16 protein-coding genes are annotated in these 23,423 nt (G+C 32.8%); 5 read left to right on the forward strand and 11 right to left on the reverse strand.

Translation table 11 applies throughout. From position 1 onward, the window contains the following. Positions 1-2: 2 nt before the first annotated feature. The 3 genes from OQ292_RS02740 to OQ292_RS02750 form a co-directional block, all read right to left on the reverse strand. Positions 3-563: a YfiR family protein gene (locus OQ292_RS02740; RefSeq protein WP_284684516.1), complete on the reverse strand. Its 561-nt coding sequence runs from the start codon at positions 561-563 to the stop codon at positions 3-5. 231 nt (positions 564-794) lie between these two features. Then, the gene (locus tag OQ292_RS02745; RefSeq protein WP_284684517.1) at positions 795-3,110 is read right to left on the reverse strand and encodes a hypothetical protein; all 2,316 of its coding nucleotides are present in this window, start codon (positions 3,108-3,110) and stop codon (positions 795-797) included. Positions 3,111-3,255: 145 nt separating this feature from the next. Continuing rightward, on the reverse strand, positions 3,256-3,912 hold the full coding sequence (locus OQ292_RS02750; protein ID WP_284684518.1) for an ankyrin repeat domain-containing protein: 657 nt from the start codon (positions 3,910-3,912) through the stop codon (positions 3,256-3,258). A gap of 182 nt (positions 3,913-4,094) precedes the next feature. Between OQ292_RS02750 and OQ292_RS02755 the strand changes: the two genes are divergently transcribed. Continuing rightward, the gene (locus tag OQ292_RS02755) at positions 4,095-5,621 is read left to right on the forward strand and encodes a glycoside hydrolase family 10-like protein (protein WP_284684519.1); all 1,527 of its coding nucleotides are present in this window, start codon (positions 4,095-4,097) and stop codon (positions 5,619-5,621) included. Here the strand turns inward: OQ292_RS02755 and OQ292_RS02760 are convergent. After that, entirely contained in the window at positions 5,602-6,249 is a 648-nt protein-coding gene (locus OQ292_RS02760) for a hypothetical protein (RefSeq protein WP_284684520.1), read from the reverse strand. The genes OQ292_RS02755 and OQ292_RS02760 overlap by 20 nt on opposite strands. 113 nt (positions 6,250-6,362) lie before the next feature. Next, positions 6,363-7,013 (reverse strand): hypothetical protein, encoded by a 651-nt coding sequence (locus OQ292_RS02765; protein WP_284684521.1) that lies wholly within the window; start codon positions 7,011-7,013, stop codon positions 6,363-6,365. A gap of 815 nt (positions 7,014-7,828) precedes the next feature. Between OQ292_RS02765 and OQ292_RS02770 the strand changes: the two genes are divergently transcribed. After that, positions 7,829-9,475: a L,D-transpeptidase family protein gene (locus OQ292_RS02770; RefSeq protein ID WP_284684522.1), complete on the forward strand. Its 1,647-nt coding sequence runs from the start codon at positions 7,829-7,831 to the stop codon at positions 9,473-9,475. Between the two features lie 19 nt (positions 9,476-9,494). On the opposite strand, the gene OQ292_RS02775 is transcribed toward OQ292_RS02770, so the two are convergent. From OQ292_RS02775 to OQ292_RS02800, 6 genes are all read right to left on the reverse strand, one after another. Further along, positions 9,495-10,253, reverse strand: coding sequence for a CAP domain-containing protein (locus OQ292_RS02775; protein ID WP_284684523.1), 759 nt, complete (start codon positions 10,251-10,253; stop codon positions 9,495-9,497). A gap of 177 nt (positions 10,254-10,430) precedes the next feature. Then, positions 10,431-12,080 (reverse strand): sensor histidine kinase, encoded by a 1,650-nt coding sequence (locus OQ292_RS02780; RefSeq protein WP_284684524.1) that lies wholly within the window; start codon positions 12,078-12,080, stop codon positions 10,431-10,433. 402 nt (positions 12,081-12,482) lie between these two features. Continuing rightward, the gene (locus OQ292_RS02785) at positions 12,483-12,857 is read right to left on the reverse strand and encodes a DUF1801 domain-containing protein (protein WP_284684525.1); all 375 of its coding nucleotides are present in this window, start codon (positions 12,855-12,857) and stop codon (positions 12,483-12,485) included. Between the two features lie 293 nt (positions 12,858-13,150). Further along, positions 13,151-13,816 (reverse strand): DUF5683 domain-containing protein, encoded by a 666-nt coding sequence (locus OQ292_RS02790; protein ID WP_284684526.1) that lies wholly within the window; start codon positions 13,814-13,816, stop codon positions 13,151-13,153. Between the two features lie 58 nt (positions 13,817-13,874). Next, on the reverse strand, positions 13,875-14,804 hold the full coding sequence (locus OQ292_RS02795; protein WP_284684527.1) for a ParB/RepB/Spo0J family partition protein: 930 nt from the start codon (positions 14,802-14,804) through the stop codon (positions 13,875-13,877). A gap of 34 nt (positions 14,805-14,838) precedes the next feature. Then, entirely contained in the window at positions 14,839-15,612 is a 774-nt protein-coding gene (locus OQ292_RS02800; protein WP_284684528.1) for a ParA family protein, read from the reverse strand. Between the two features lie 228 nt (positions 15,613-15,840). On the opposite strand from OQ292_RS02800, the gene OQ292_RS02805 reads away from it, so the two are divergent. The 3 genes from OQ292_RS02805 (at position 15,841) to OQ292_RS02815 (ending at position 23,403) form a co-directional block, all read left to right on the forward strand. Continuing rightward, positions 15,841-17,598, forward strand: a complete 1,758-nt coding sequence (locus OQ292_RS02805) for an ABC transporter substrate-binding protein (RefSeq protein ID WP_284684529.1) — start codon at positions 15,841-15,843, stop codon at positions 17,596-17,598. A gap of 384 nt (positions 17,599-17,982) precedes the next feature. Further along, positions 17,983-22,455, forward strand: a complete 4,473-nt coding sequence (locus OQ292_RS02810; RefSeq protein WP_284684530.1) for an Ig-like domain-containing protein — start codon at positions 17,983-17,985, stop codon at positions 22,453-22,455. Between the two features lie 33 nt (positions 22,456-22,488). Further along, positions 22,489-23,403, forward strand: a complete 915-nt coding sequence (locus OQ292_RS02815) for a PorP/SprF family type IX secretion system membrane protein (protein ID WP_284684531.1) — start codon at positions 22,489-22,491, stop codon at positions 23,401-23,403. Positions 23,404-23,423 lie beyond the last annotated feature (20 nt).

Consider the following 23,423-nt stretch of genomic DNA (forward strand, 5'->3'; position numbering starts at 1 on the left):
AATCATCGTTCGTAGCCAATAAATTCTTCGGCAAGTTGGAGTAGTTTAGTATCTACTATAAGGCCAGCTTTTTGTGCTGCTTCAATATTAATTGAAAACGAAGGCCGGCTCCCTTTATAAGACAAATTGATGATTCCGCCTAATTCACAAAAGTTTTCTATATCGTCGCCTATTGTTAGAATAAACTTGGAGTTATAATCTTCCAAAATTTCTTCTATCAGCGATTCTTCTGATCTGCAAAAAAATACAACATGAGAACCCTTTATGTCTTTTATAGTTCTTCCGTACCTAATCTCGATATTTCTATCGTTTGCTTTTCTTGATGCAACTATTCTTTCCAGATCTTCACCAAAAGGATTATCGCCTAACACAGCCACAATCATTTTGTTGTTACCAAAAATTTGTTTGGGCCAGGTTACATATTTGGCGAAATTGTAAACCATTGCTCCTTTTATTTGATATTCGGTGTATTGCGCTTTAGCAAAACAAGGTAATAGCAAGATCAACCAAAGTAATACCGCTTTCTTTCCAGCACAATAGATAAAAAAATATTTTCTGGTCAATACTTAATATTTTAGTTGTTAGTTATCAGAACCTTTTCAGTTCTGATTGAATTTCAGAATTTTAATGGATTTTTACCTCAAATTAACTGAATTCCATTTTAAATCAGTAATCAAAATAAATAATTTGGGTTTATCTTTCTTGTTCAATAATATATATGGTAAATACAGCCCAATTGTTTAAATAAATATATCAATTTAATATTGATATTCTAATTTCTAGTTTTAAAAACACTATTTCTTAAGTGTAAATTTAATCAAACGATCTTGATTAACAGGATATTCGCTCAGCATATAACCAGTTATCTGTTCAATTTTGGCTTTTTTACTTTTCATAAAGCTCATAATTTCCTCTAACCTCTTTTGATCGTCATTAGAATTTATATCTCCATTATATACAATTTCAACTTTGCTTTCAGGATCATCTTTAATCCAATCGGCTAGTTTTTGTAAATCTCTTTTAGCTTCATCTGTTAGTTTATTCCTATTAGTAAAAAGAACATTAGAATTCTGACTTACAGTAATTTCTTTAGGTTTAAAACTGATACCGTCTTTGTGCCTCATTACTTCTGTTAAACCAATAAAATAACTTCTATCTCCCGTTTCAAACCCCATTTCCATGTTATTCATCAGATTAGCAAAGGTAGGATCTGGCTCCATTGCCTGAGAACTTATCTCATATTCTATTTTCTGTTCTATACTTCCAAACTCATCAAACAATTCTTTTTTGCCGAGATCAGTCATTTTATCCATAATTAATACCAAGGCATCTAATCTGATCTCACGAAGCTTTTTCTCAATACCTACTTCATCTACATTGGTAACATTAAAGCTATTGTTGGTGCCTTTTACATCTTTTTGAATTATGCTACCAAACACCTCAGTAGTATTAATCTCTACATTTGCATTAAACTCATATTGATAAGAATTAACAGGAACAGTAAACTGAAAGTCGTAAAGCGTATCGTAAACAGGAAAGTGCTGAATGGTATTCATTGGCGTTTGTTTCTCTACAGAATCATAAGCAAAGATGATATCCATGCTATAAGAACCATCTCCCGGGAGCACCATAAAATATTTATCATCATCGGCTTTAGGTTCGAACACAAATGGCTGATACACTTTATCAGATGCACTAATTACTCTCATTAAAAATGGCACTTTATTACCATCTTTCTTTATTGAAAGTTTTCCATATACGATGCACAATGGCATTACTTCTTGGTCGCGTTTTACTTCGAAGATATCGTAATTACCATGGGTATAAACATTTGATTCGAATTCATTTTTATTAGCATTTCCTAAAATAGAGGCTTCTTGGCTAATAAATACTTCTCTATCTGAAGAAAACAATTCTTTCTCTCCATCAGAAGATCGAGTGTAACAAATATCGTTATAGGTACTATTGATAGGGAAACCCATATTAGTAGGATGCGACCAAGCAGAACCTTCTCTTTTTGAGATAAAAATATCGTAATAACCCAATGTTCTATGCCCATCTGAACTAAAATACAAATCTTCCATATTGGCAGATACATATGGAGTTATTTCGTTTCTATTTGTATTTATTGGTCTACCTAGGTTTTCTGGTTTTGCCCAATTATCTCCTACTTTATATGTCCAATAAATATCGTAGCCTCCAAGCCCTCCAGCCCTATTGCTGGAAAAATATATATGATTGCCATTAGCAGATAAGCAAGCACCATTGATATTTGATGTAAGGTCGTTAATAGATTCTGGTAATAATTCCGGAGTCTGCCACGCCCCATTTTTCTTATCTAACTTAAAAAGCTTACAACTTTCTTTGGTTTCTCCAGCTAACAGTAACAAAGTATTTCCATCGCTAGAATATGAAACCGGTGCTACATAATTATATCCAAAGTTTATCTGGTCTGCTTGCACATCCCAAACTGAATCTTCATCATTTTTTAATCCATAAAATACATTATAACCAACTGATTTTTTTGATGGAGGAATAAACACAATGCCTTGACCAAAGTCTACTACATGAAAATCGGTTCGTCTGTCAGATGAATACATCAACTGACTACTAATACTCGGAATAACAGGATAAAAATCGTTGTAAGAAGAGTTTAGAGGGAAATCTAACGGTCTAGCTGTTGTATTTTTAAGTTGAAAACTATTGTATAAATCCACAGCTCCTCTACAAATATCTAACATATATGAAGCTTGTCGATAAAAGCTATTTGAAGTATCGTTGTAAATTTTCTTATGGAAATTTAGATAATCTGCTATATAATTACTAGCACCTAAAAAGTCGCCATTATAATGTTGGCTTATACCCAAATAATAATAAACCTCGCCAGGTATACGAGTATCATTTTTATTTTCTTTGGCATCAAAAGCTTTTAAAAAACAGGCACTTGCTTCATTTTTTGAATCGTTAGACTGGAGATAACACAAGCCTAATAAGTATTGCAGATAGGCATCACTCCTATAGTTTACATCACTCACGATTAGCTCATATGCCTTTTCATATTGATTACTGTTGATATAATCACCTGCTTGCACTGCTGTTTGTGCTTGCAAGATCCCAATTGAAATGAAAAAATAAAATAATATAAAGTTTAAAAAACACCTGAATACAATCATAATCACAGGTTAAATCACAAAAATGTTAAACAACACTTGAAAATATATTAATATTTCAAGATTGAATTGTTAGAACAATGGCTTATTTAAGATATTTTTTAATTAAGCCTGAAATATCGGATAAAGCAGCATTTTCAGCAATTTCATATGGAGTTTTATTTGAATTATCAACAACTTCGGGCTTAGCTCCTGCTTGTAAGAGTGTTTCAATAATTTGTTTTTGCTCTCGCTGTTTCTCTCCAAAATGTGTAATCCCATTTATTGCCCAATGAATTGGAGTAGCTCCAAAATCATTATCTTTCACATCCAAATTTACACCTTTTGCTAATAGTATTTTAGCTATTGATAATGCGCCCATCCATGCGGCCCAATGTAAAGCAGTTCCACCATGTGTACCATGATGGCTTAAATTAGCTTTATGGTCTATAAAAAGTTTAGCAACCGAATCGCAATATAGGCTGATTGCAGCAATAAGTGGAGTATCTTTTAAATTCTTTGCATTACCATTTACATCACAACCTGCTGCGATATACAATTTACAAATCTCTAGAGCGGTAGATTCATCGATTTTATTTTCAAAAACACAGTCGCAAGCAAAGTGTAATGGATGAACAGCATGTTGGTTGACAAAACCAAACTTTATAAACTTATCTTTTATTTCTGGATAAGTTTTTAAAGCTGTATTTATTGATGATATGTCTCCACTTTCAAAGTATTTCCTTATCAACTTATTATCCATATTCAGATAAGTTTATGAAATGATAAATGCAGATTGGTACAGTAATTTAAATTGAAACTCTAAGAAAATCTTTATGGTTTCGTTGTGTCAATTAATTCTTTAAGAGCCAAAACATTTTGCCAAATAAACCTAACACGCTAACTATGTATAAAAATATTATTTTTCAATCTAACCAAAACACATTGAACAATTTTCGACAAAAGAACAGCCTTGCTATACTTACAAATCAATTTTTTCAAAAATCAACTTTCTATTCTCTTTTAACAATTCTACTTCTAAACAATAACATATATGCTCAAGAACCTCTGTTTGAAAGAGAAATGAGAGGTGTATGGATTGCTACAGTATTAAATATAGACTGGCCAAGTAAGTCTGGTTTAAAAGTGAAGATACAGAAAGAAGAGATGGAAAAGCAGCTAGATTATTTCCAATCTATTGGTATGAATGCTGTATTCTTCCAAATTCGACCAAATGGAAACCGCCTATACAAAGCAAAAGATGAACCTTGGGCAGAGTGGTTAAAAGGTGAACAAGGTAAAAAACCTGGTTATGACCCATTAAAATTTATGGTAAAAGCTTGCCATGATAGAGGCATGGAGTTACATGCTTGGGTAAATCCGTACAGAGTTGAGAGAGATAGCAGTAAAATACCTAACCATAAAAAGAACTTGCATCACCAACATCCAGAATGGATCATAAACTATGGAAAAGGCACCGTATTAAACCCAGGTATTCCAGAGGTAAGAGAATATTTAGGCAAACTACTTGACCATGTTCTTAAAAACTACGAGATAGATGGTATCCATTACGACGATTATTTTTATCCTTATCCATACAAAGGCCAACCATTTCCAGACGATGCAACTTTTGCAAAATATGGCAGTAATTTTAATGATAAAGCAGCATGGCGCAGGTATAACGTGGATGAATTAATCATCAAAACTAAAGAAGTAATTGACCGAAATAAACCTGAAGTAAAATTTGGAGTTAGCCCTTTTGGTGTTTGGAGAAATGCAGAAAGCGATTCGCTAGGTTCATCTACCAAAGCAGGAGCTCCTGCTTATGATTCGTTATACGCAGATACAAGAAAATGGCTAGAAAAGGGCTGGGTAGATTACATTGCACCACAACTTTATTGGGCAATTGGCTTTAAACCTGCTGCATATGATACCCTTGCAAAATGGTGGTCTGATAACTCATTTAACAGACACATTTATGCCGGCCATGCTGTTTATAAAATAAATAACAATTATGACTCAGCATGGTATAACCCTTCTGAAATGCCAAATCAGATTCGTGTTAATAGAAGCTTAAAAGATCATGTAAAAGGCAGTATTTATTTTAGTGCAAAGCAGGTATTGTTAAATCCTAATAGTTTTGCAGATAGCTTGCGAACAGGATTCTATGCACAAAAAGCTTTGCCTCCGATTATGGAATGGAAAAGTCTGCCATTACCTAAGCAACCTAAAAACGTAAAAGTTAAAAAGAAAACTGATAGTTATTTAGTTAAGTGGAAACATCCTAAAACAAAGGATAAGGCTTTGTTTCCTGCTTATTATGCTATTTGTAAAAAAACTGATAGTGGTAAAATGCATCTGATTAAAGTAATTAGCAGTAGTTATAAAAAAAAATTAATAAAATCAGATGCTAGTAATTTAGAGTTAGAGGTATACGCTCTTAATAAGCATTTTATTCCACAGAAGCTTTAGCAAATTTCAATGAGTTTTTACTCACTGCATTAAAATATTCAATAAGGATTAGTGGCTGCAATTTATCATTTAAATTGAGATTTCTTCTCTTAGCATAATTGTTTAGATCTGCATCCATTTCCTTATTGAGTATAGGAAAAACCGAACTCATAAAGTTTTTCATTGGTATTAAATCTCCCTTATAAAAAATATAATACTCAAATTTTTTATCGAACTGATGAACTCTTGGACCTAAAGGTAAAGTGGCAATTTTGTTGGTATTTAAATTCTTTTCTGGTCTTCTAAGAATATCCATTGTACCCACTTTTACCAGTTCATAAAGATAATTACCACCTTTTCTATTTTCTGGTGAAATTTGCATAGATACAAACACTCTTGGTTGGCTTATAAAATCATCATAGAAAAATATAGAAGAAATCTGATACGCAGAATAAGCATCTACAGTGCCATCATTATTAAAAAAAGTTACTACTTCCGAATCGTAATTTATAGAAAATTTACCTTGCTTACTCTCATTGCTTTTTAATTCAATTTCTCCTTCATAGATGTTTTCTTCTTTAGTTAGATCAGAGGCAACGGCTGCATTAAATACACTTGTTAATAGGAATACATACAATACACTTTTCATAGTGGATTCATTTGAAATAAAAAATGACGCGGAAAGGCATTAGCGTATCAGGATTACTATTTTCCAACAGTAATCCTCCAATATTTCCAGCCTTAAATGCGGGATAGTAGTTACTACTCGACAGTTACAGATTGTACCATCTGTAAATTACGGTAGTCAGCGTCAACTAAGGAGTTATAAAAATCAGCAATTAAAATAGCATGAACACCTATTGTAGTATCCAGCTCATTAGCTTCAATAAAATTCGATATTTCTATATCATACTTCTTCTTAATTTTCGGAAGCATTTTTTTAGAAAAATCTTTTAAAGAAGTAAACTTTCCATTTTCAAAAAAATAATAGTCAAACGAAGCATGATAACGGGTAAAGTTGTCATTATCATGTTGTTGGATGAACTCCAAGTTGATATTTTTCTTTTCTTTTCTAAAAACAGCAATTTCTCCTTCCATAATAAGCTCAAAAAACATTTGGCTTGCATAATTTGCATCTGAGTAAAATGGTAAAGAAATATACCTTCTGGGAACCTGCATTATGTCATCAAAAAATTCAAAATAACTAGCTTGTGCAGCAGAATAAGCTTTTGTCATACCCTTTTCATCTTTCAACATTATTACTCCATGTCGATAATTGTAACTAATCTCTCCGTTTATCTCGGAATTATCTTCTAGGATAATTTTACCACTATGCCATTGAAGTTTATCAGTAGCAAAACAGATAGTTGAAAAGCAGATATAAATAGTGAGGATATTAAAAAAAACTTTCATAGTTGGTTATTTCAAAAAACAGAACTTACTAATAATGTACTCGATATTTGAGAATGATTGCTACTGCAAGGAAATAGCCTGTGTAAGCTTAATTGGGGAAAATGACAAAAATTTACAAAAAAGTAGATAAACTGGAATTTCTTTCAGCCTCTATAGAAATCACTAAAATATGTAATGACAATCAGATGAAGCATTTAGCAATATATACCTTAAATTTATTATACAAAATATTAGAATCTTACATTTTTAGCTTCTTCTATATTGCAATATCCTGCCAAACCTGTGATTGAAAAATCAATGTAGCTTTTCACTATAAAACGAACTCCTAGTTATTTTTTAAGACCTAAAACGCCCTCTTGATTCAAAAAATTAAAGTCAGATTTCTAAATAAAACTTACCTCAAACTAGCATATAGAGCATTTATATGTGAGAATGGTCTAATTTATAAATAGGTATATTCTATATTGAATTAATACAATAATTCAATGAATGGATTCTACTACAGAAGTAAAATTACACATCTCCTAAATTCAAAAAATAAATGTAAATACAATGTTATATTTTCTTCATTTTTTATTATTTGTTAATATAATTAAAATCAACTACCTCACTAAAACAGAATAAATAATTAAAAATTTAATATACGCAAGAATTATATTCCAAAAAAAACACATAACCCCCCTTATTATGCTTACAAATAAGCAAATGACTATTATGTAATATTTTAGCTGTTTAAATGCTATTTTGATACATGGCTATAGTTTTTACGTATATAAGGATATACCTAATTATTACTAGCCATGCATAACCAGTTCATGAAATTTTACTTTAACACTTTTACAATACTTGCACTAACAACATTGCTTGTAAACAGCTCTTATTCTCAGGTTGTATTAAGACAAGATGCTACCACTCAGGTAAATAATTATCTTAATGTACAATTTGGAATACAACCCGAAGATAAAAGTGATATACATTTATTTTACCAGAATAGATATTTTGAGGCTGTTTGGATTAATCCTAATGGTCAATTAAATAATAAAGCTCTTGAGCTTATAAACTATGCACAAAATCACGAATATGCTTCTCAAATTATAGATAAGCAGCTTGACGATTTATTATTTGAATACACCAACCAAAACCCAACAGACTTATGGAAGAAATCTAGTCTATTAGGGGCGATTGAAATTAGACTTTCTCAACTCTATTTAAATATTGCGGAGATAAATTTACATGGCATAGTTAAACCAGAAGATATTGAAGGTATCGCCTGGAATGTTAGCAAAAGATATGTCAATTTACCTGCTCATATGGAAAAAAGCTTATACACAGGTAATATCGAAAAAGGTCTTAATTCGCTTTTACCTAAAAGTGATGCCTATAAAAAATTACAAGAATATTTATCGTCTTACCAGTTTATTGAAAAGCATGGTGGATGGCCTACTCTGCCAGACTCTATCACCGAAATTGAATTGGGTGACACAAGCGATATAGTAAAAGTATTAAAAGAAAGATTAATCATTTCCAAAGACCTTGATGCTATCTATTATAATGGAGTTGTTTTCGATAACCATGTTGAAGCAGGTGTAAAACATTTCCAAAAAAGGCACGGTCTTACTACAGATGGTAAAATTGGGAAAAACACTTTCCAAAACCTGAATATTACAGTATCAGAGAGAATAAGGCAGATCGAGCTAAACCTTGAGCGTTATAAATGGCTTCCAGAAAAAGAAAATAGAGGTGATAAGTATATATGGGTAAATATCCCAACTTATAAACTTCAACTATATAATAGAGGTGAATTGATTACAGAACAAAATGTTGTAACAGGTGCTAAAAGAACTCAAACTCCCTGTTTCGATAGTTACATTACAAATATTGTAGTTAATCCTTATTGGAATGTTCCTTATTCTATTGCTAAGAATGAGATTGCACCAAAAGTAACTGAAGACACACAGTATTTACTAGATAAAAATTATGAAGTTATTAACGGTTGGGGAACTAACCAAGTAATCGATTCTGCATCTGCCGAAGGTTTAGATTGGTCTGATGCTTCTGTAAGACAAACTTATAGATTTAGACAAAAACCAGGTCCTGGTAATGCCTTGGGAACTCTCAAGTTTAACATACCAAACCCTTGGAGTATTTATTTACATGATACACCATCAAAGTCTACTTTCTTAAGGGAAAAACGTGCATATAGTCATGGATGTGTAAGAGTTCAGTATCCTGATCAATTGGCAATATTACTATTAAATGGTCAAGAAGGATTAGATGAAGAGACTTTGGCGGAGAAAATAAAAAGCAGAAAAACTCAAACTATTCAGTTAGAGGATCATGTAAATGTATTTATTGTTTATATGACAACCGATATAGATGAAGATGGTAACTTAATGCTTTTTGAAGATATATATGGCAGAGATGCCAAGATTGACAAGAAATTGCAAGAAAGATTAATGTAAAAGACAAACGGGATTGCCATTATGGCAATCCCGTTTTTGCTTGTTCCGATTTAACCTTCCCAAAACTTTGTATCCAATTGTGTTGGTTATTATGAAACCCACCATAGTAACACGCTACATGAGTCCATTGAGGATTTAATATATTTAAGCGGTGCCTCGAACCTTTAATTCCCGAATCTATTAATAACTGAATCACAATTTCTCTAGCTGTAGCAGAAGGGCCTTTACAGGCTAAATTTTCATTTCCAAACTGCATTTCGGCAGCAAATTCCTTTATTCTATCATTCGGCCAAGAACCATCAGTTCCTCTATGAGTTAATATCCAGTCATGAGATCCAATATCATCACCATGTTTTTTAGAAGCATTATAGATTCCTTCATGCGGTTCTAACATATTTAGAGAAGGCATCATTTTCAATTTCTTTATTAATGTACTTACAGCTTTTAATTCTTCTTCATAAGGATTAAACCAAACGGTATCAACTCTTTCTATTCTTCCTTTACCCTCAACATTGTAATAATTAGTAATTAAAGTATAAGACTGTTCACCTTTACCATCTTGGTAGTTTTTTCGTGCCTGTTCAACATATGGCATTACAAATTGCAAATATTCTCTAGGATTAGCTCGAACAAGATTTATCTCTCTTACCATTTCCAATTCAGTTTGCTTCATAAAATCAGCTTCAAACTGCAATTGATCAATAGATTCTAAATCTGGCTGAGCAAATAAGAGACATGGGAGAAAGGTAAAAAAAATGAATAGTTTTTTTAGAAGCATACTCGTGAGTTTAGTTTAATTATTAAAGCTTATTAATATAATGAATTTTAATAATTGAATATTGTAGGTAAACTATGACGCATCAAAAATGCCAACTATTTATTTTTTCATAAAAACTTCAGCTTATCCTATTTTATAGAGTTTTTTTTATCAATAAAGATTATTAAAAATAAAGTACTAATTATCAGTATATAAACTACCTTGAGTAGTCTTAATGTATCTATTTTGATTTGTTTGAATAGATGCTTTATTAGGAAACAAGACTGAAAAAGTAGTACCCTTACCAACTTTAGAAGTTACATTAATTTCCCCATCAAGCCTATCTAACATCTCTTTTACAATATATAAACCCAAACCAGAGCCATGTTTATAATCTGTTGCTCTATAAAACATATCATAAATTTTAGGAAGCTCTTTGTCTAAGATTCCTATGCCATTATCACTAACTTTAACCAAAATAGCATCCGAATCTATTTTTACATGAATCTTCACAAACGGCTTGCCTGAGTAGGCTCTATGGTACCTAAGACTATTAGCCACTAAATTATCAAGAATTACCTTTATCCTATGTACATCTGAAACTATACTTATAGATTCATTTTCAATCTCTATAAGTTTATCAAAATCTTTCAATGGGTACTCAAACTCGTAGTTTTCATAAATCTCTTCTACAAGATTTCTTATATTCAACTCTGATAAAATTGGTACTACTCTAGCATTTCTAGATATCCTCAAAATATCTGTAATAAAATGGTCTAAGCGATCTAAACTAACATTTACTTTATTAAGATATTCAGCCTTTATTTCATCATCTTTTTCGGTTTCAATTAAGCCTATGAGACCTTTTACAGTCACAATTGGGGCTCTAAGATCATGAGAAGCACTGTACACAAAATGATCTAATTCTTTATTTACTTTTACTAAAGCATCATTTTGTAACTCAAGTTGATCATTATTCTTTCTAATCTCTGTAAACTGCCTATTAATTTTATTCATCAGTTTATTAAAAGCCATATGTAGCTCTTTAACTTCTTCCGAATTGTTTTTATAATTTAATTGTAGATAGAAATTATTTTCAGTGCCAAGAGTTTTATTGATCTCAAATACAAGATTTCTTAAAGGTTTAGATATTTTGTAGGCAAGCAGGTAACCTAAAAATAATCCGGTTATAACTATAATGATACTAAAAATTATATAGATGAATTTGAGTGTTGTTATAATTTCATTTTGAGATGATTCTGCCTTATTTATAATACTCTCAAAAGTCTCATTATTTTTTGCAATAATGTTTAGCAACTCATATTTAAGCCCTCTTTTGCTAGAGAAATCGCCAATTGCTTCGTCAATTACTACAATTTTATTGAAACTAGCCACATAGCTTTTTAATACACTAGCCGCTTCTCCATTTGGAGGTAAACCATTAAGTATTTGGTTGCTAAGCGCTATTAAATTTTGCTGATATGCCTTTTCTTTTCTAAGTAAATAATCTTTTTCGTGTCTTCTTAAGCTCAAAAGTAAATTCTCTGGAATCAATTTTCGGGACTCTAAAAAATGAGCATGTGTTCTCATTTCTCCGATCACTCCCCAATTTTTAAAACCTTTTTCTATTTGCTTCTCAACTATAGTATGAAAAGTAACCGAGCTGTTTTTTATACCTTTCTGAATCTCATTTAACTCATCAGTAATTTCTAAACCATTTACTTCTTTATTTTTAATAATGGCATTTATATCATTTACTAATTGCTTATGGTTTTCCTCTTGCTCATTTAGAAATGCATACTGAGATTTTTGGATGTAAAGATTAGAATCCAATACCTCATTTTCCATAAAAAATAAATGGTGATTATGTAATGTAATTCTATTAATATCTGCCTTTTGAATCTTTTCACTTAGAAACCGAATTTCATTTACTTCTGAGAGAAAATAAAAAGAGACGAGAATTATAAGGGCAAGAAGTGATATAAAAATAAAGAATCCTGATATCAATTGATTCTTTATATTTTTTCTAAAAAAAAGCATTCAGTCTGTTTAAATAATTAGAGTTAAAGTACTCTTATTAAACTTCTAAATACTTCAATTTCTTTAATTTCAACATGAATAATTCATTAACTTTTGCATGTACAACAATAAAGATATAAATCTATATTATTGTTATAAAAAACCAGGTTTTTACACTAAAATCGCCTTTTTACAAATGTTTTAAATTGCTTTTAAGTAAATAAAAATGTACTAAGTTAGCTCTGTATGCTGCTTTACAATAGAGATAGATTCACCAATATATTTTGGTAAAATTCCCATTAGTTTAGAGTTACATTCATACAGCTCAATACACCTCGATTTTAAACCAAAACTCTTAAGTAAATTATGATTATCAGATAACTCAGCACCATTTAAAAATATCAAACGAACAGAGTTTTTAACAACCTTAATTACACAAAACTCTTCATTACAAACACTAAAAACCAATGTACCTCTTTTGATGCACTCGTCTAACTCGTCTGTAGCCTGAAATAAAAATCGTCTAAACTGTAATACCGGAATCCTATAAGAGTATTCTAGGGACTGAAGAAATGAGTTCACTTCCACATGCTGCGAAAATTGCATATTGGTTAATTTTATTAAAACACAAAAAATATTTTTGTTTAATAATGTGGTTGTGAATGATCTAAAGATATAGCTATGTTATAGAAAATTCAATAAAAATCATTCATTAAAATCTTAAATTTAATATTTTGATATAGTTTTTTTCTATCACACAGTTACTGGAGAATTGAGTTTATGCGCTTTTGCTACTCAAACCACACATTTGATATCTTAAGATAGAAAGCAGATTGCCCAAAAAAGCTGCCTCAGCTAATTAAATGCAAATAATACGAAGGAGTTTTAGAATTGAATAATTAATGTTTGGGGTGCAAATATACTACAAACTTTACCCCTGCCATGGGCTGGTTATTAAAATCGTTTTCGATTATTCCAGGTCTAAGCTTTGCTGAAAGGTCTTCGTTAACATTAAACTTACTCAGGTGAGCATCTACTACAGCATCGGCAATGGTAAGGCCATACCAAGCAAAAGTGAGTATAATATTTAAATCTCGGTCTCTTCTATAAGAGTCTCTAGCTCTTCTTAACTGGTCAGTGGAATAGTTCTGTAATCTGGAGTCTTCTAAAATGGCGTCTTCGTCTTCTGTTTTGGCAGCAAGTGCATCTCTAAAAAGAGCCCATCTTACATTGTTAAAATCAATTAATGAGGCAAACACCACAAAACCACCATAAACCATAGGTACTTTCCAGTACTTTTTGTTATAAACTTGTCCTAAGCCAGGAACTGCTGCTGCCATTAATGCAGCTTTTGTAGGGGAATTTAATTCGAGCTCCTCTTCAGGTAAAAGCTTATTTTTTTTGAGTTCTGTGCTATCTGCCAATTCAAAAGTAGCCCCTTTTTTCTCTTTCTTAATCTTCTGAGGCTCAACGCTTTTATTTTCTAATGAATCAACCTGAGAAAAAGCGAAATTTGCTAAAATGCTTAATAGGGTTAATAAAACAGTTTTTTTAACAGATAGCATACAATTGTTTCAAAAGCAAAATCAAACTTTATTTACTCTTCAACCAGAAGTTGATTTTTTAAATTCCTAGAAGCTCTAAAATTCTATTAAGATCATCTACAGAATGAAAAGGAATTTTAATTTCTCCTTTATCTTTTCCTTTAGTTTGAATGTTGATTTTAGTACTGAATTGCGATGATAGTTTTGATTGTAGCAATTTTATTTCTTGCTCAAATTCAGAAGCAGGTTTCTTTTCTGCAACAGGCTTAACCTCTTTACCCTTTTTTAACTCTCTGGCTAAAGCTTCAACTTTTCTAACAGACAGTCCTTCTTCTATAATTTTATTAAGTACAAAAATCTGTTGATCTATATTTTCTATATTGATTAACTCTTTAGCATGCCCCATGCTTATCTTACCATCTCTCAGTGCAGCCTTAACATCATCTGAAAGCCTTAAAAGTCTCAGATAGTTTGTAACAGTTGCACGCTTCTTTCCTACTCTATCTCCTAGTTCTTCTTGTTTAAGGTTAAACTCAGAGATTAGTCTTTGGTAACTATTTGCAATTTCAATTGGGTTCAAATTTTCACGCTGAATATTTTCAATCAGCGCCATTTCGTGCATCTGCTGGTCGTTTGCAGTACGCACATATGCAGGAATCTCTACTAAACCAGCAATCTTTGAAGCTTGCCAACGTCTTTCACCAGAAATTATCTGATATTCTTTTTCGGAAAGTTTTCTAAGAGTAATTGGTTGAATAATGCCATGCGTTTCAATAGAGTCTGCCAGCTCTTTTAAAGCCTCTTCATCAAAATCTTGCCTTGGCTGAAATGGGTTAGTTTCAATTTGATCTACAGGTACTCTATAAATATCTGCTGGACTCTTTGGAGTATTATCCTCTTTTTTAGGAGCATCTGAAAGCAAAGACCCCAAACCTTTACCTAATGATAAAGATTTCCTCTCTCCTGTACCACTTCTCTTTTTTAATGTTGTTTTCTTTTGATCAGACATACCTGTTTTAATTATTCAAATTGAAAAATTCAGTTTACTTGCTGATATTATTTTTTTCAAGAATTTCTTGTGCAAGATTCAAATAACTAACTGTTCCCTTACTTTCTGCATCATGTGCAATTGCAGGTAAACCAAAACTTGGCGCTTCACTCAGCTTAATATTTCTTGGTATGATAGTTTTAAAAGCCAATTCTTGAAAATGCTTGTTCACATCTTCTACTACCAGATTAGAGAGCCTTAAACGTACATCAAACATTGTAAGCAAAATACCTTCAATTACTAATTCAGTATTTAATCTAGACTGAATAATTTTAATAGTTGAGAGTAGTTTACCCAAACCTTCTAATGCATAATATTCACATTGCACAGGTATAATAACTGAATCTGCTGCGGTAAGCGAGTTTACAGTAATTAAACCCAGTGAAGGAGAACAATCTATTATTATAAAATCGTAATCGTCTTTAATAGGCTCAAGTGCATCACGCATTCTTTGCTCTCTTCCTTCTATATCAATCATTTCAACTTCAGCACCTACTAAGTCAATATGAGAAGGAATGATATCCAAATAATCAAAATCTGAAGGATGAACTACATCACTAGCAGGTGTACCATCAACCATTGAGTTGTAAATGGTAGGTCTTTCCTGTTTAGGATCGATACCTAACCCTGATGTAGAGTTTGCTTGTGGATCTGCATCCACTATTAATGCACTATATTCTAATGCTGCGAAACTAGCCGCCAGATTTACAGCTGTAGTTGTTTTGCCTACTCCTCCTTTTTGATTGGCTACAGCAATGATTTTTCCCATAAAGCTGATGTATAAAAATAGCAAATCCAGCTCATAATCAAGATGTTATAATTTTTACACTTGTTATTTTACTGGAATAAAACAAACACTTAAAATGCATTGACTAAACTATAAAAGTTACAAATGCACCTAATTTCTTGAATCAAAAACTATCAACAAAAAAACAATAAAAGCAAATGACTCACTAAGCTGAATTAGTTCTCGTTTATTCAAAAGTAAAATTCAGCTATGAAATTATCGGCAAATATAACCGAATATACTATAAATACTAAAGATATGATCAGACAAATTGGAGTTCTGATAGCTTTAACATTTTACCTCTCTGCATGTAGTAATTTAAGTACAGAACAGTTGCAGGAGGAAGAAAAAGAATTAAAAATTTTCAGATACAACCAACATGAGGGTTTAAGCTCGCTTGATCCGGCGCAAGCAAAAAATCAGGCAAACATTTGGGTTACCTCTCAAATCTACAATGGCTTATTTGAGTTTACTGAGGATTTGGCTGTTCACCCGAGTATTGCTAAGTCTTGGACAATATCTGAAGATGGAAAGCTATACCTTATAGATATAAGAGAAGATGTGTATTTTCATGACAATGTTGCTTTTAAAGACAGCATTGGTAGACAAGTTACTGCTCACGATTTTGAATATAGTTTTAAACGTATCTTAAATCACGAAACAGGTAGCAGCGGTAGCTGGATTTTTAGCGACAAACTTGAAAGAGATGAAGATGGCAACTATACTGAAGATTGCATAAAAGCGATTGATAAGTTTAAATTAAAAATAAGATTAAAAAAGGCTATTCCTTCTTTTATGCAGATATTGGCAATGCCTTATGCCTTTGTTGTTCCAGAAGAAGCAGTTACATATTTTGGAAAAGACTTTGACAGAAACCCAGTTGGAACCGGACCTTTTACCTTAACTCCGAGCGAATGGGACGAAGGAACCAGTTTAATTTTAAGAAAAAATGAAAAGTATTGGAGAAAAGATAACAACTTCCGCCCATTACCTTACTTAGATATAGTTAAAATATCTTTTATAGGTGATAAAACACAAGAGTATCTCACCTTCTTACAAGGAAAACTTGATTTTATTTCTGGTGTTGATGGAAATACCATAGAGCACATTCTAGAAAAAGATGGTACAGTAAAAGAAGACATATTAAATAGATATGGAGTACAAAAAATGCCATACCTTAATACAGAATACCTTGGTTTTCAGCTAGACCCATCAAAATATAAAGATAAAAACCATCCATTACTTAATGTAAAGGTTAGAAAAGCACTCAGCTATGCCATTAACAGGCAAGAGCTGGTTTCTTTTTTAAGAAACAATTTAGGTATAGCCGGAACGGAGGGTTTTGTACCATTTGCACTTCCTGCACACCATAAAGGTTCTGTTATAGGTTACCAGTTTGATGAGAAAAAAGCTAAAGAATTATTAGCTCAAGCAGGCTACCCAGAAGGAAAAGGCTTCCCTAAAATTAAACTTTATACCAATCCACTTTATAGTTTAATGATTGAATATCTGCAAAGGCAATGGAAAAATGTATTAAATATAGACGTAGAAATTGAGCTAAATACTTTCGTAAAACATCAAGATTTAGTCGATAATGGTAATGTTAACTTTTTTAGAGGTGCTTGGTTAGGAGATTATCCTAATGAAGAAAATTACCTTACCTGCTTTTATAGCCAAAACTTTTCTCCTACTGGCCCAAACAAAACACATTATGTAAACAATGAGTTTGACAGGTTGTATGAGGCTGTGCAGCATGAGCAAAATTCGTGGAAAAGATTTGAGCTTTTTCACCAAATGGAACAACTTGTTTTAGACGATTGTGCAGTAATAATTCTATTTTACGATGAAGTATTAAGAATTCTACAAAAAAAGGTAACTGGCTTAGAACCTAATTCTATGAATTATTTAAGGTTAGAAAGGGTCGATTTTAAAAAAACTGATAAAAAACCAGTAGTAGAAAATTTATAGAAAGTTCAGTTTTTTAATAAAAAATCATATTTATTTAAAGGTCTAAAGTAATTTAGGCCTTTATTTTTTCATTTTTTTGATAAGTCTTGTCTTTATTACATCTACACCTTATTAAATTTTTTAAATAAGCATCTCACATATTACATCATTTTTGTGGGACGTACAAAAAGCTATTTTAAATGCTCTCTTCCCAATTACTTGTTAATTATATTTAATTACTTGCTCCAGATATTATAAAATGCAGTAATTTCGAGTTTATATTACAAAACGTATTGTATAGGAGTTCTGAATAAATAGTTTTGATGCAAAAAATTACTTACATCAAAAAAAACTGAAACTAGCAAAACATTACCTTAAAATCTAATGCTAAACCACTTTGTAGTTATGAAGATGCATACCAAGCTATGTTTATTCCTTTTGTTAAATTTATCTTTCTTAACCAGCATTAAGGCACAAAACACATTTACAGAAAAAGCGGCCGGTTACGGACTTGATCTGGATGGTATTAAAGATGGCGGTCTTTCTTTTGGTTATTTAAATGGAGATACTTATCTGGATCTTATAGTTAACACCTATCAAGATGACGCTGACCATAGAACCAGAGTATATTTCTTTAATCCAGCAACTTCCTCATTTGACGATGTAACAGCCGAAAAATGTTTGGGCTGTATCACTGGTGATTTGCCAGGAGGTTCTGTGATGGAAAGATCTATGGTAATTGCCGATTTTAACCTCGATGGTTATAATGACTTTATTAGAAACTCTGCTTATAGATTAGAAGTTTACTTAAATAATGGTCCTTCCAACAATTATACTTTTGGTAAAGGCACCAACCAAGAACCTAACTTTGTATTATATACTGAAAGCTTAAGAGATGCCAACCCTCCAAATGGTATCCCTAACGGTATGAACACCGAAGGTATTGGCGTATTAGATTACGACAACGATGGTGACTTAGACCTCTTTATTGAGAACCACAACTGGGCAATGGAGATCTATAAAAACAAAGGCTTTGGTACTGCTCAATTCGAATATGTTTCACCATCTGTAACAGGTTTACCAGAAGGAGCTAACAACGCTGGTGATGGTGACTATGCTTCAGTAACTGACTACAACGACGATGGTTTTATTGATATAATCGCTAGAAAAAACCAATATATCCCATTCGATTTTGCAGTAAATAACCCAAATCAGCCAGGTACTTTTATCGATGGTATTGACATTCAAAATGCTAACAACGATAATAAAGGTGCTGTTTCTCTTTATGATTTTGATAATGACGGAGACTTTGATTTAATATGGACTGCGGCTGATTCAACTGTAATATATAGAAAAGATAAAGTTGGTTTTACAGCTATGCCTGGTAGCATTACAGGTATTCCATCTAACATTGGTAATGAAATTGACGGTTTAGCTTGTGGTGATATTGATAACGATGGTGACATTGATATTTTCTTAACTGATGATAGTGGCCCTTCATTCTTATATATCAACCAATTAAACGACCCTGTTAAAGGGCCTAACAATGGTAGTGCATTCGAATTTAAATTAGATAATAGAGGTATTAACCTAAATGCTGATGGTGAAGGTTGTGTGTTTGTAGACTTTGACGATGATGGTGACCTTGATTTATATGTAAACATCAACGATGGACCTAACCAGTATTGGGAAAACAACCTGAATAATACTGATTATCTAAATGTAAAAATCGTAGAAAACAGAGATGCCAACGGAAACTTTTTAGGTAAAGAAAGAATGGCTCTTGGTGCTACAGTTAAACTTAAAAACTGCTGTGGTAATACATTAAGTGGTGTTAGAGAAGTAAACGGTGGTAACGGACACGGTACGCAAGACCCTTCAATCGTGCACTTCGGTCTTTCTGGTGGTAGTGATACAGAATATATTGTTGAAGTAAGATTCCCTGCTTATCTAATAGATGGAGAATATAAAAGAGATACTGTTGAAGTAAGAGTTGTACCAAGCGAACTTACTGATAGAATGATTACAATTAAAGCTTCAGATCATACTGATGAATCACTTGTTTGCAACAACCCTCCAGTAGCAGTAAACGATACGATAGATGTTACATCTGATCAGGATTACATTGGTAATTTTATGAAGAATGATTCTGACCCTGATGGTGACGAACTTACCGCTGATACAATTCTAGTAACCTCTCCACAGCATGGTACGGTGGTAGTAAAAGAAGACGGAAGTTTTGTTTATACACCTGAAGAAGGTTACACAGGAGAAGATCAATTTACTTATTCAATTTTTGACCCTTGTGGTGTTAAAGACGAAGCGACTGTATATCTAAATGTATTGCCTTGTGATGAAATAGTATGTATTGATCCAATTGCTGCTGATGATACCTTCAAATTAATTGCTTGTGCAGATAGTTTACAAGGAAGCGTATTTGCAAACGATTCTACAACAGCTTGCTCAGGCTTGGTTTCGTTCTATGTATTAAGCGTAGAAGGAGAAGATTCTGCTTACTTCTCATTTACTGAATTTGAAGCTACTGGTTTCTTTACTTTCAAACCAGACGCAAGTTTCTCAGGTGAAGCATCATTCACTTATGTTTTAAGTACTGAATCTGCGACTTGCGATATTCTAAGCGATACAGCAACTGTTAATATAACTGTTAACCCTTGCGATGAATGCGAAGCTCCTAAATTAGGAAACGACTCATTCGAATTAAGTAATTGCGATATTAAATTCAGCGGAAACATCAGTTATAACGATACCTTACCTGCTGGTTGCGACTCACTTGTTTATACTTTAGTTGGAAGTGATAACCCTACTCTAGGAATCATTACCTTGAAAAAGACTGGTGCATTTACATTCGATTTAAGTGATACAGATTATGTAGGAACAGTATCATTCGATTATGCAGCTTACTGTGCGTCTTGTGATGATGAAGTAAAAACTTATGATACTGCAACAGTAGTAATCGATATAGTAGCATGTGAAACTTGTGATATACCAGAAGCAAACGCAGATGAATTTACTTACGAAAAATGTGACGATGATTTCACTGCAAGCATTGCGCTAAACGATGTAAAACCTGAATCTTGTGATAGTCTGATCTATTCACTAGATACAGAATATAATCCTGAGCACGGTATAGCAAGTATTACTGCTGGTGGTATTTTAAATTACTCACTTACAGATGATGACTTCCTAGGCACAGATAGTTTAAGATACTTTGTAAGCTGTATGGAATGTGCTGGAGAAGCTGGAGCAGCAGATACTGCTTGGGTTGCTATTACCATCGAAGCTTGTGATTCGGTTCCTTGTTTTGCTCCAACACTCGAAAATGACCTTTACAGTCTGTTAAAATGTGACGAAGCTTACCTTACAGGTAATGTTTCAGTAAACGATATTCCGCCATTTGGCTGCGACTCTTTAGTATTCGAACTAATAGGAAGTGGCTCAAACAGCTATAGAGATATAGTGATCGAATCTGATGGTTCATTTACTTATACTTTAACAGATACTACATATCTAGGTACAGATTCACTTCAATATAGAGCTTATTGCTACACTTGTGAGGGAGAAACTGCAGCATACGATACAGCAACTGTTTATTTCGAAATAGAAAGTTGTGTATGCCCTACTCCAATACTTACCAATGATAATATTAAAGTAGATAACTGCGAGCCTTCATTTACATACTCAATTATCGAAAACGATATACAACCAGACAATTGCGACAGTCTTGTATTCAATATCATAGACCAAGTAAACACAAGTGCTGGCACACCGATAATTAGTGCAGATGGTATGCTAAATTATACATTGAACGATGAAAGCTTTGTAGGCAAAGACACTGTTACTTATACCGCTTATTGCTATGGTTGTGAAGAGTCTGTTACTGATACTGCTAAAATCTTTATTGACATTGCAGCTTGTTGTTCTGGTAGTCCAATGTTAGAAACTGATGTATATACTTTCAGTTGTACAGATACTTACACTGGAAATATCTCAACAAACGATAGCAAGTCTGAAGATTGCAGCAACATCATTTATCACACTCAATTGATATTAAGCCCAACAGCTGGTGAAATTGTACTTGAAGAAGACGGTTCATTCACTTATACTCTTTACGATACAGCTTTTGTTGGTTCTGATACAGTAATTTACAATGCCGTTTGTGAGTCTTGTGAAAATACTCCGGCAACTTATGTACAAGACACGATTATCTTCAACATAGAAGAATGCTTAACAGACGAATGTTCAGAAGTTTGTGCACCTCCTTCTGCAGAAGATGATTACTACAGCATGGAAGATTGCTCAGAAGAAACCTTGGAAGTATCAGTAATTGAAAATGATGCAATCGACATTGACTGTGAAGCAATTACATTCTCAATCATCGGAAGTTCAACTACCGAGGCTGGAGCTACAGTAAGTATTAGCGATGAAGGTATAGTTACTTATCTTCGTCCATCAAACCTAGAAACTTCAGTAACAGATCAGTTCCAATACAGTATTTGTAATGATTGTGGAGTTTGTGACACTGCTACAGTAAGTGTTGACTTGAGTGTATCAACTTTCAAAATTTACGAACTAATTACACCAAATGGTGACGAAAAGAACGATTTCCTTTGGATTGATGGAATAGAATGTTATCCTAACAATACAGTGAAAATCTTTAACAGATGGGGTAACCTAGTATTCGAAATCAATGGTTATGAAAATAATCTTGAAAGAGGTTGGTCTGGACAGGTAAACAAAAACGCTGGTATTGCCATTGGCGACCAAGTACCAGACGGAACATACCTGTGCATAGTTCACTTGGACAGTGATACCGAAGTATCGAAATATGTAGAAGTTAGAGGTACTGATAAAGAATAATACAGAGTCCGAATAAACTAACTAAACAAGATTATGAAAAAAATTAGCCTGATCTTAGTTAACATCCTGCTGTTATGTGCAGCTGCATTTTCGCAGCAGGACCCAATATATACACAATATATGTTTAATGGCCTTGCAATTAACCCCGGTTTTACCGGGGCTCACGAGGTCATTTCACTTACTGCTGGTACTAGAATTCAGTGGACTGGAACTTCATCTGAAAAACCAGTAACACATACATTCTCTGCTCATGCACCTTTGGCAATCGATAGAGGTGCTGTTGGTGGATATGTAATTGCAGATAAAATTGGTAATACAACCAGAAATATGGTTATGGGATCATATGCTTATCGTATTCCAATGGGTTTAGGTAAATTATCTTTCGGTATGTCTGCTGGTATAACTACTTTCCAAAGTGATCCGGTAGATGCAAAAGATATGGATGACCCATTAAACCAAGACATAGGTACAGTTACAAAACCTCAAATCGGTGCAGGTTTATTCTATTATACAGACCGCTTCTTTTTAGGACTTTCTGCTCCTAACTTAATGAAGTATACGATTGAGGCAAATGGAGCAACAATGCCATATTACGAATATCAGCGTCACTTCTTTGCGTATTCTGGTTATGTAATTAAGATGTCTGAAGACTTACAGTTTAAACCGAATGTGCTTTTTAAATATGTAGATGGAGCACCCATGCAATTAGATTTAAATGCAAATTTTCTCTTCTACGAAAAATTTGGGATAGGTGCTTCTTACCGATCTTTAGATGCATTTAGTATTATTGCAGAATTCCAGCTACCGCAACCTTTCTTTAGAATAGGTTATTCATACGATTTAACACATACAGAGCTGTTTTCCCAACAATACGGAACGCACGAAATTGTATTAAACTATCGCTTCGGTATCAAGAAAAACATTTTATTAACACCAAGATATTTCTAATAAATCCAGTCATTAGACAC

Origin of the sequence: Chondrinema litorale, from assembly GCF_026250525.1 — a bacterium.
In the GTDB taxonomy this organism is placed as follows: domain Bacteria; phylum Bacteroidota; class Bacteroidia; order Cytophagales; family Flammeovirgaceae; genus Chondrinema; species Chondrinema litorale.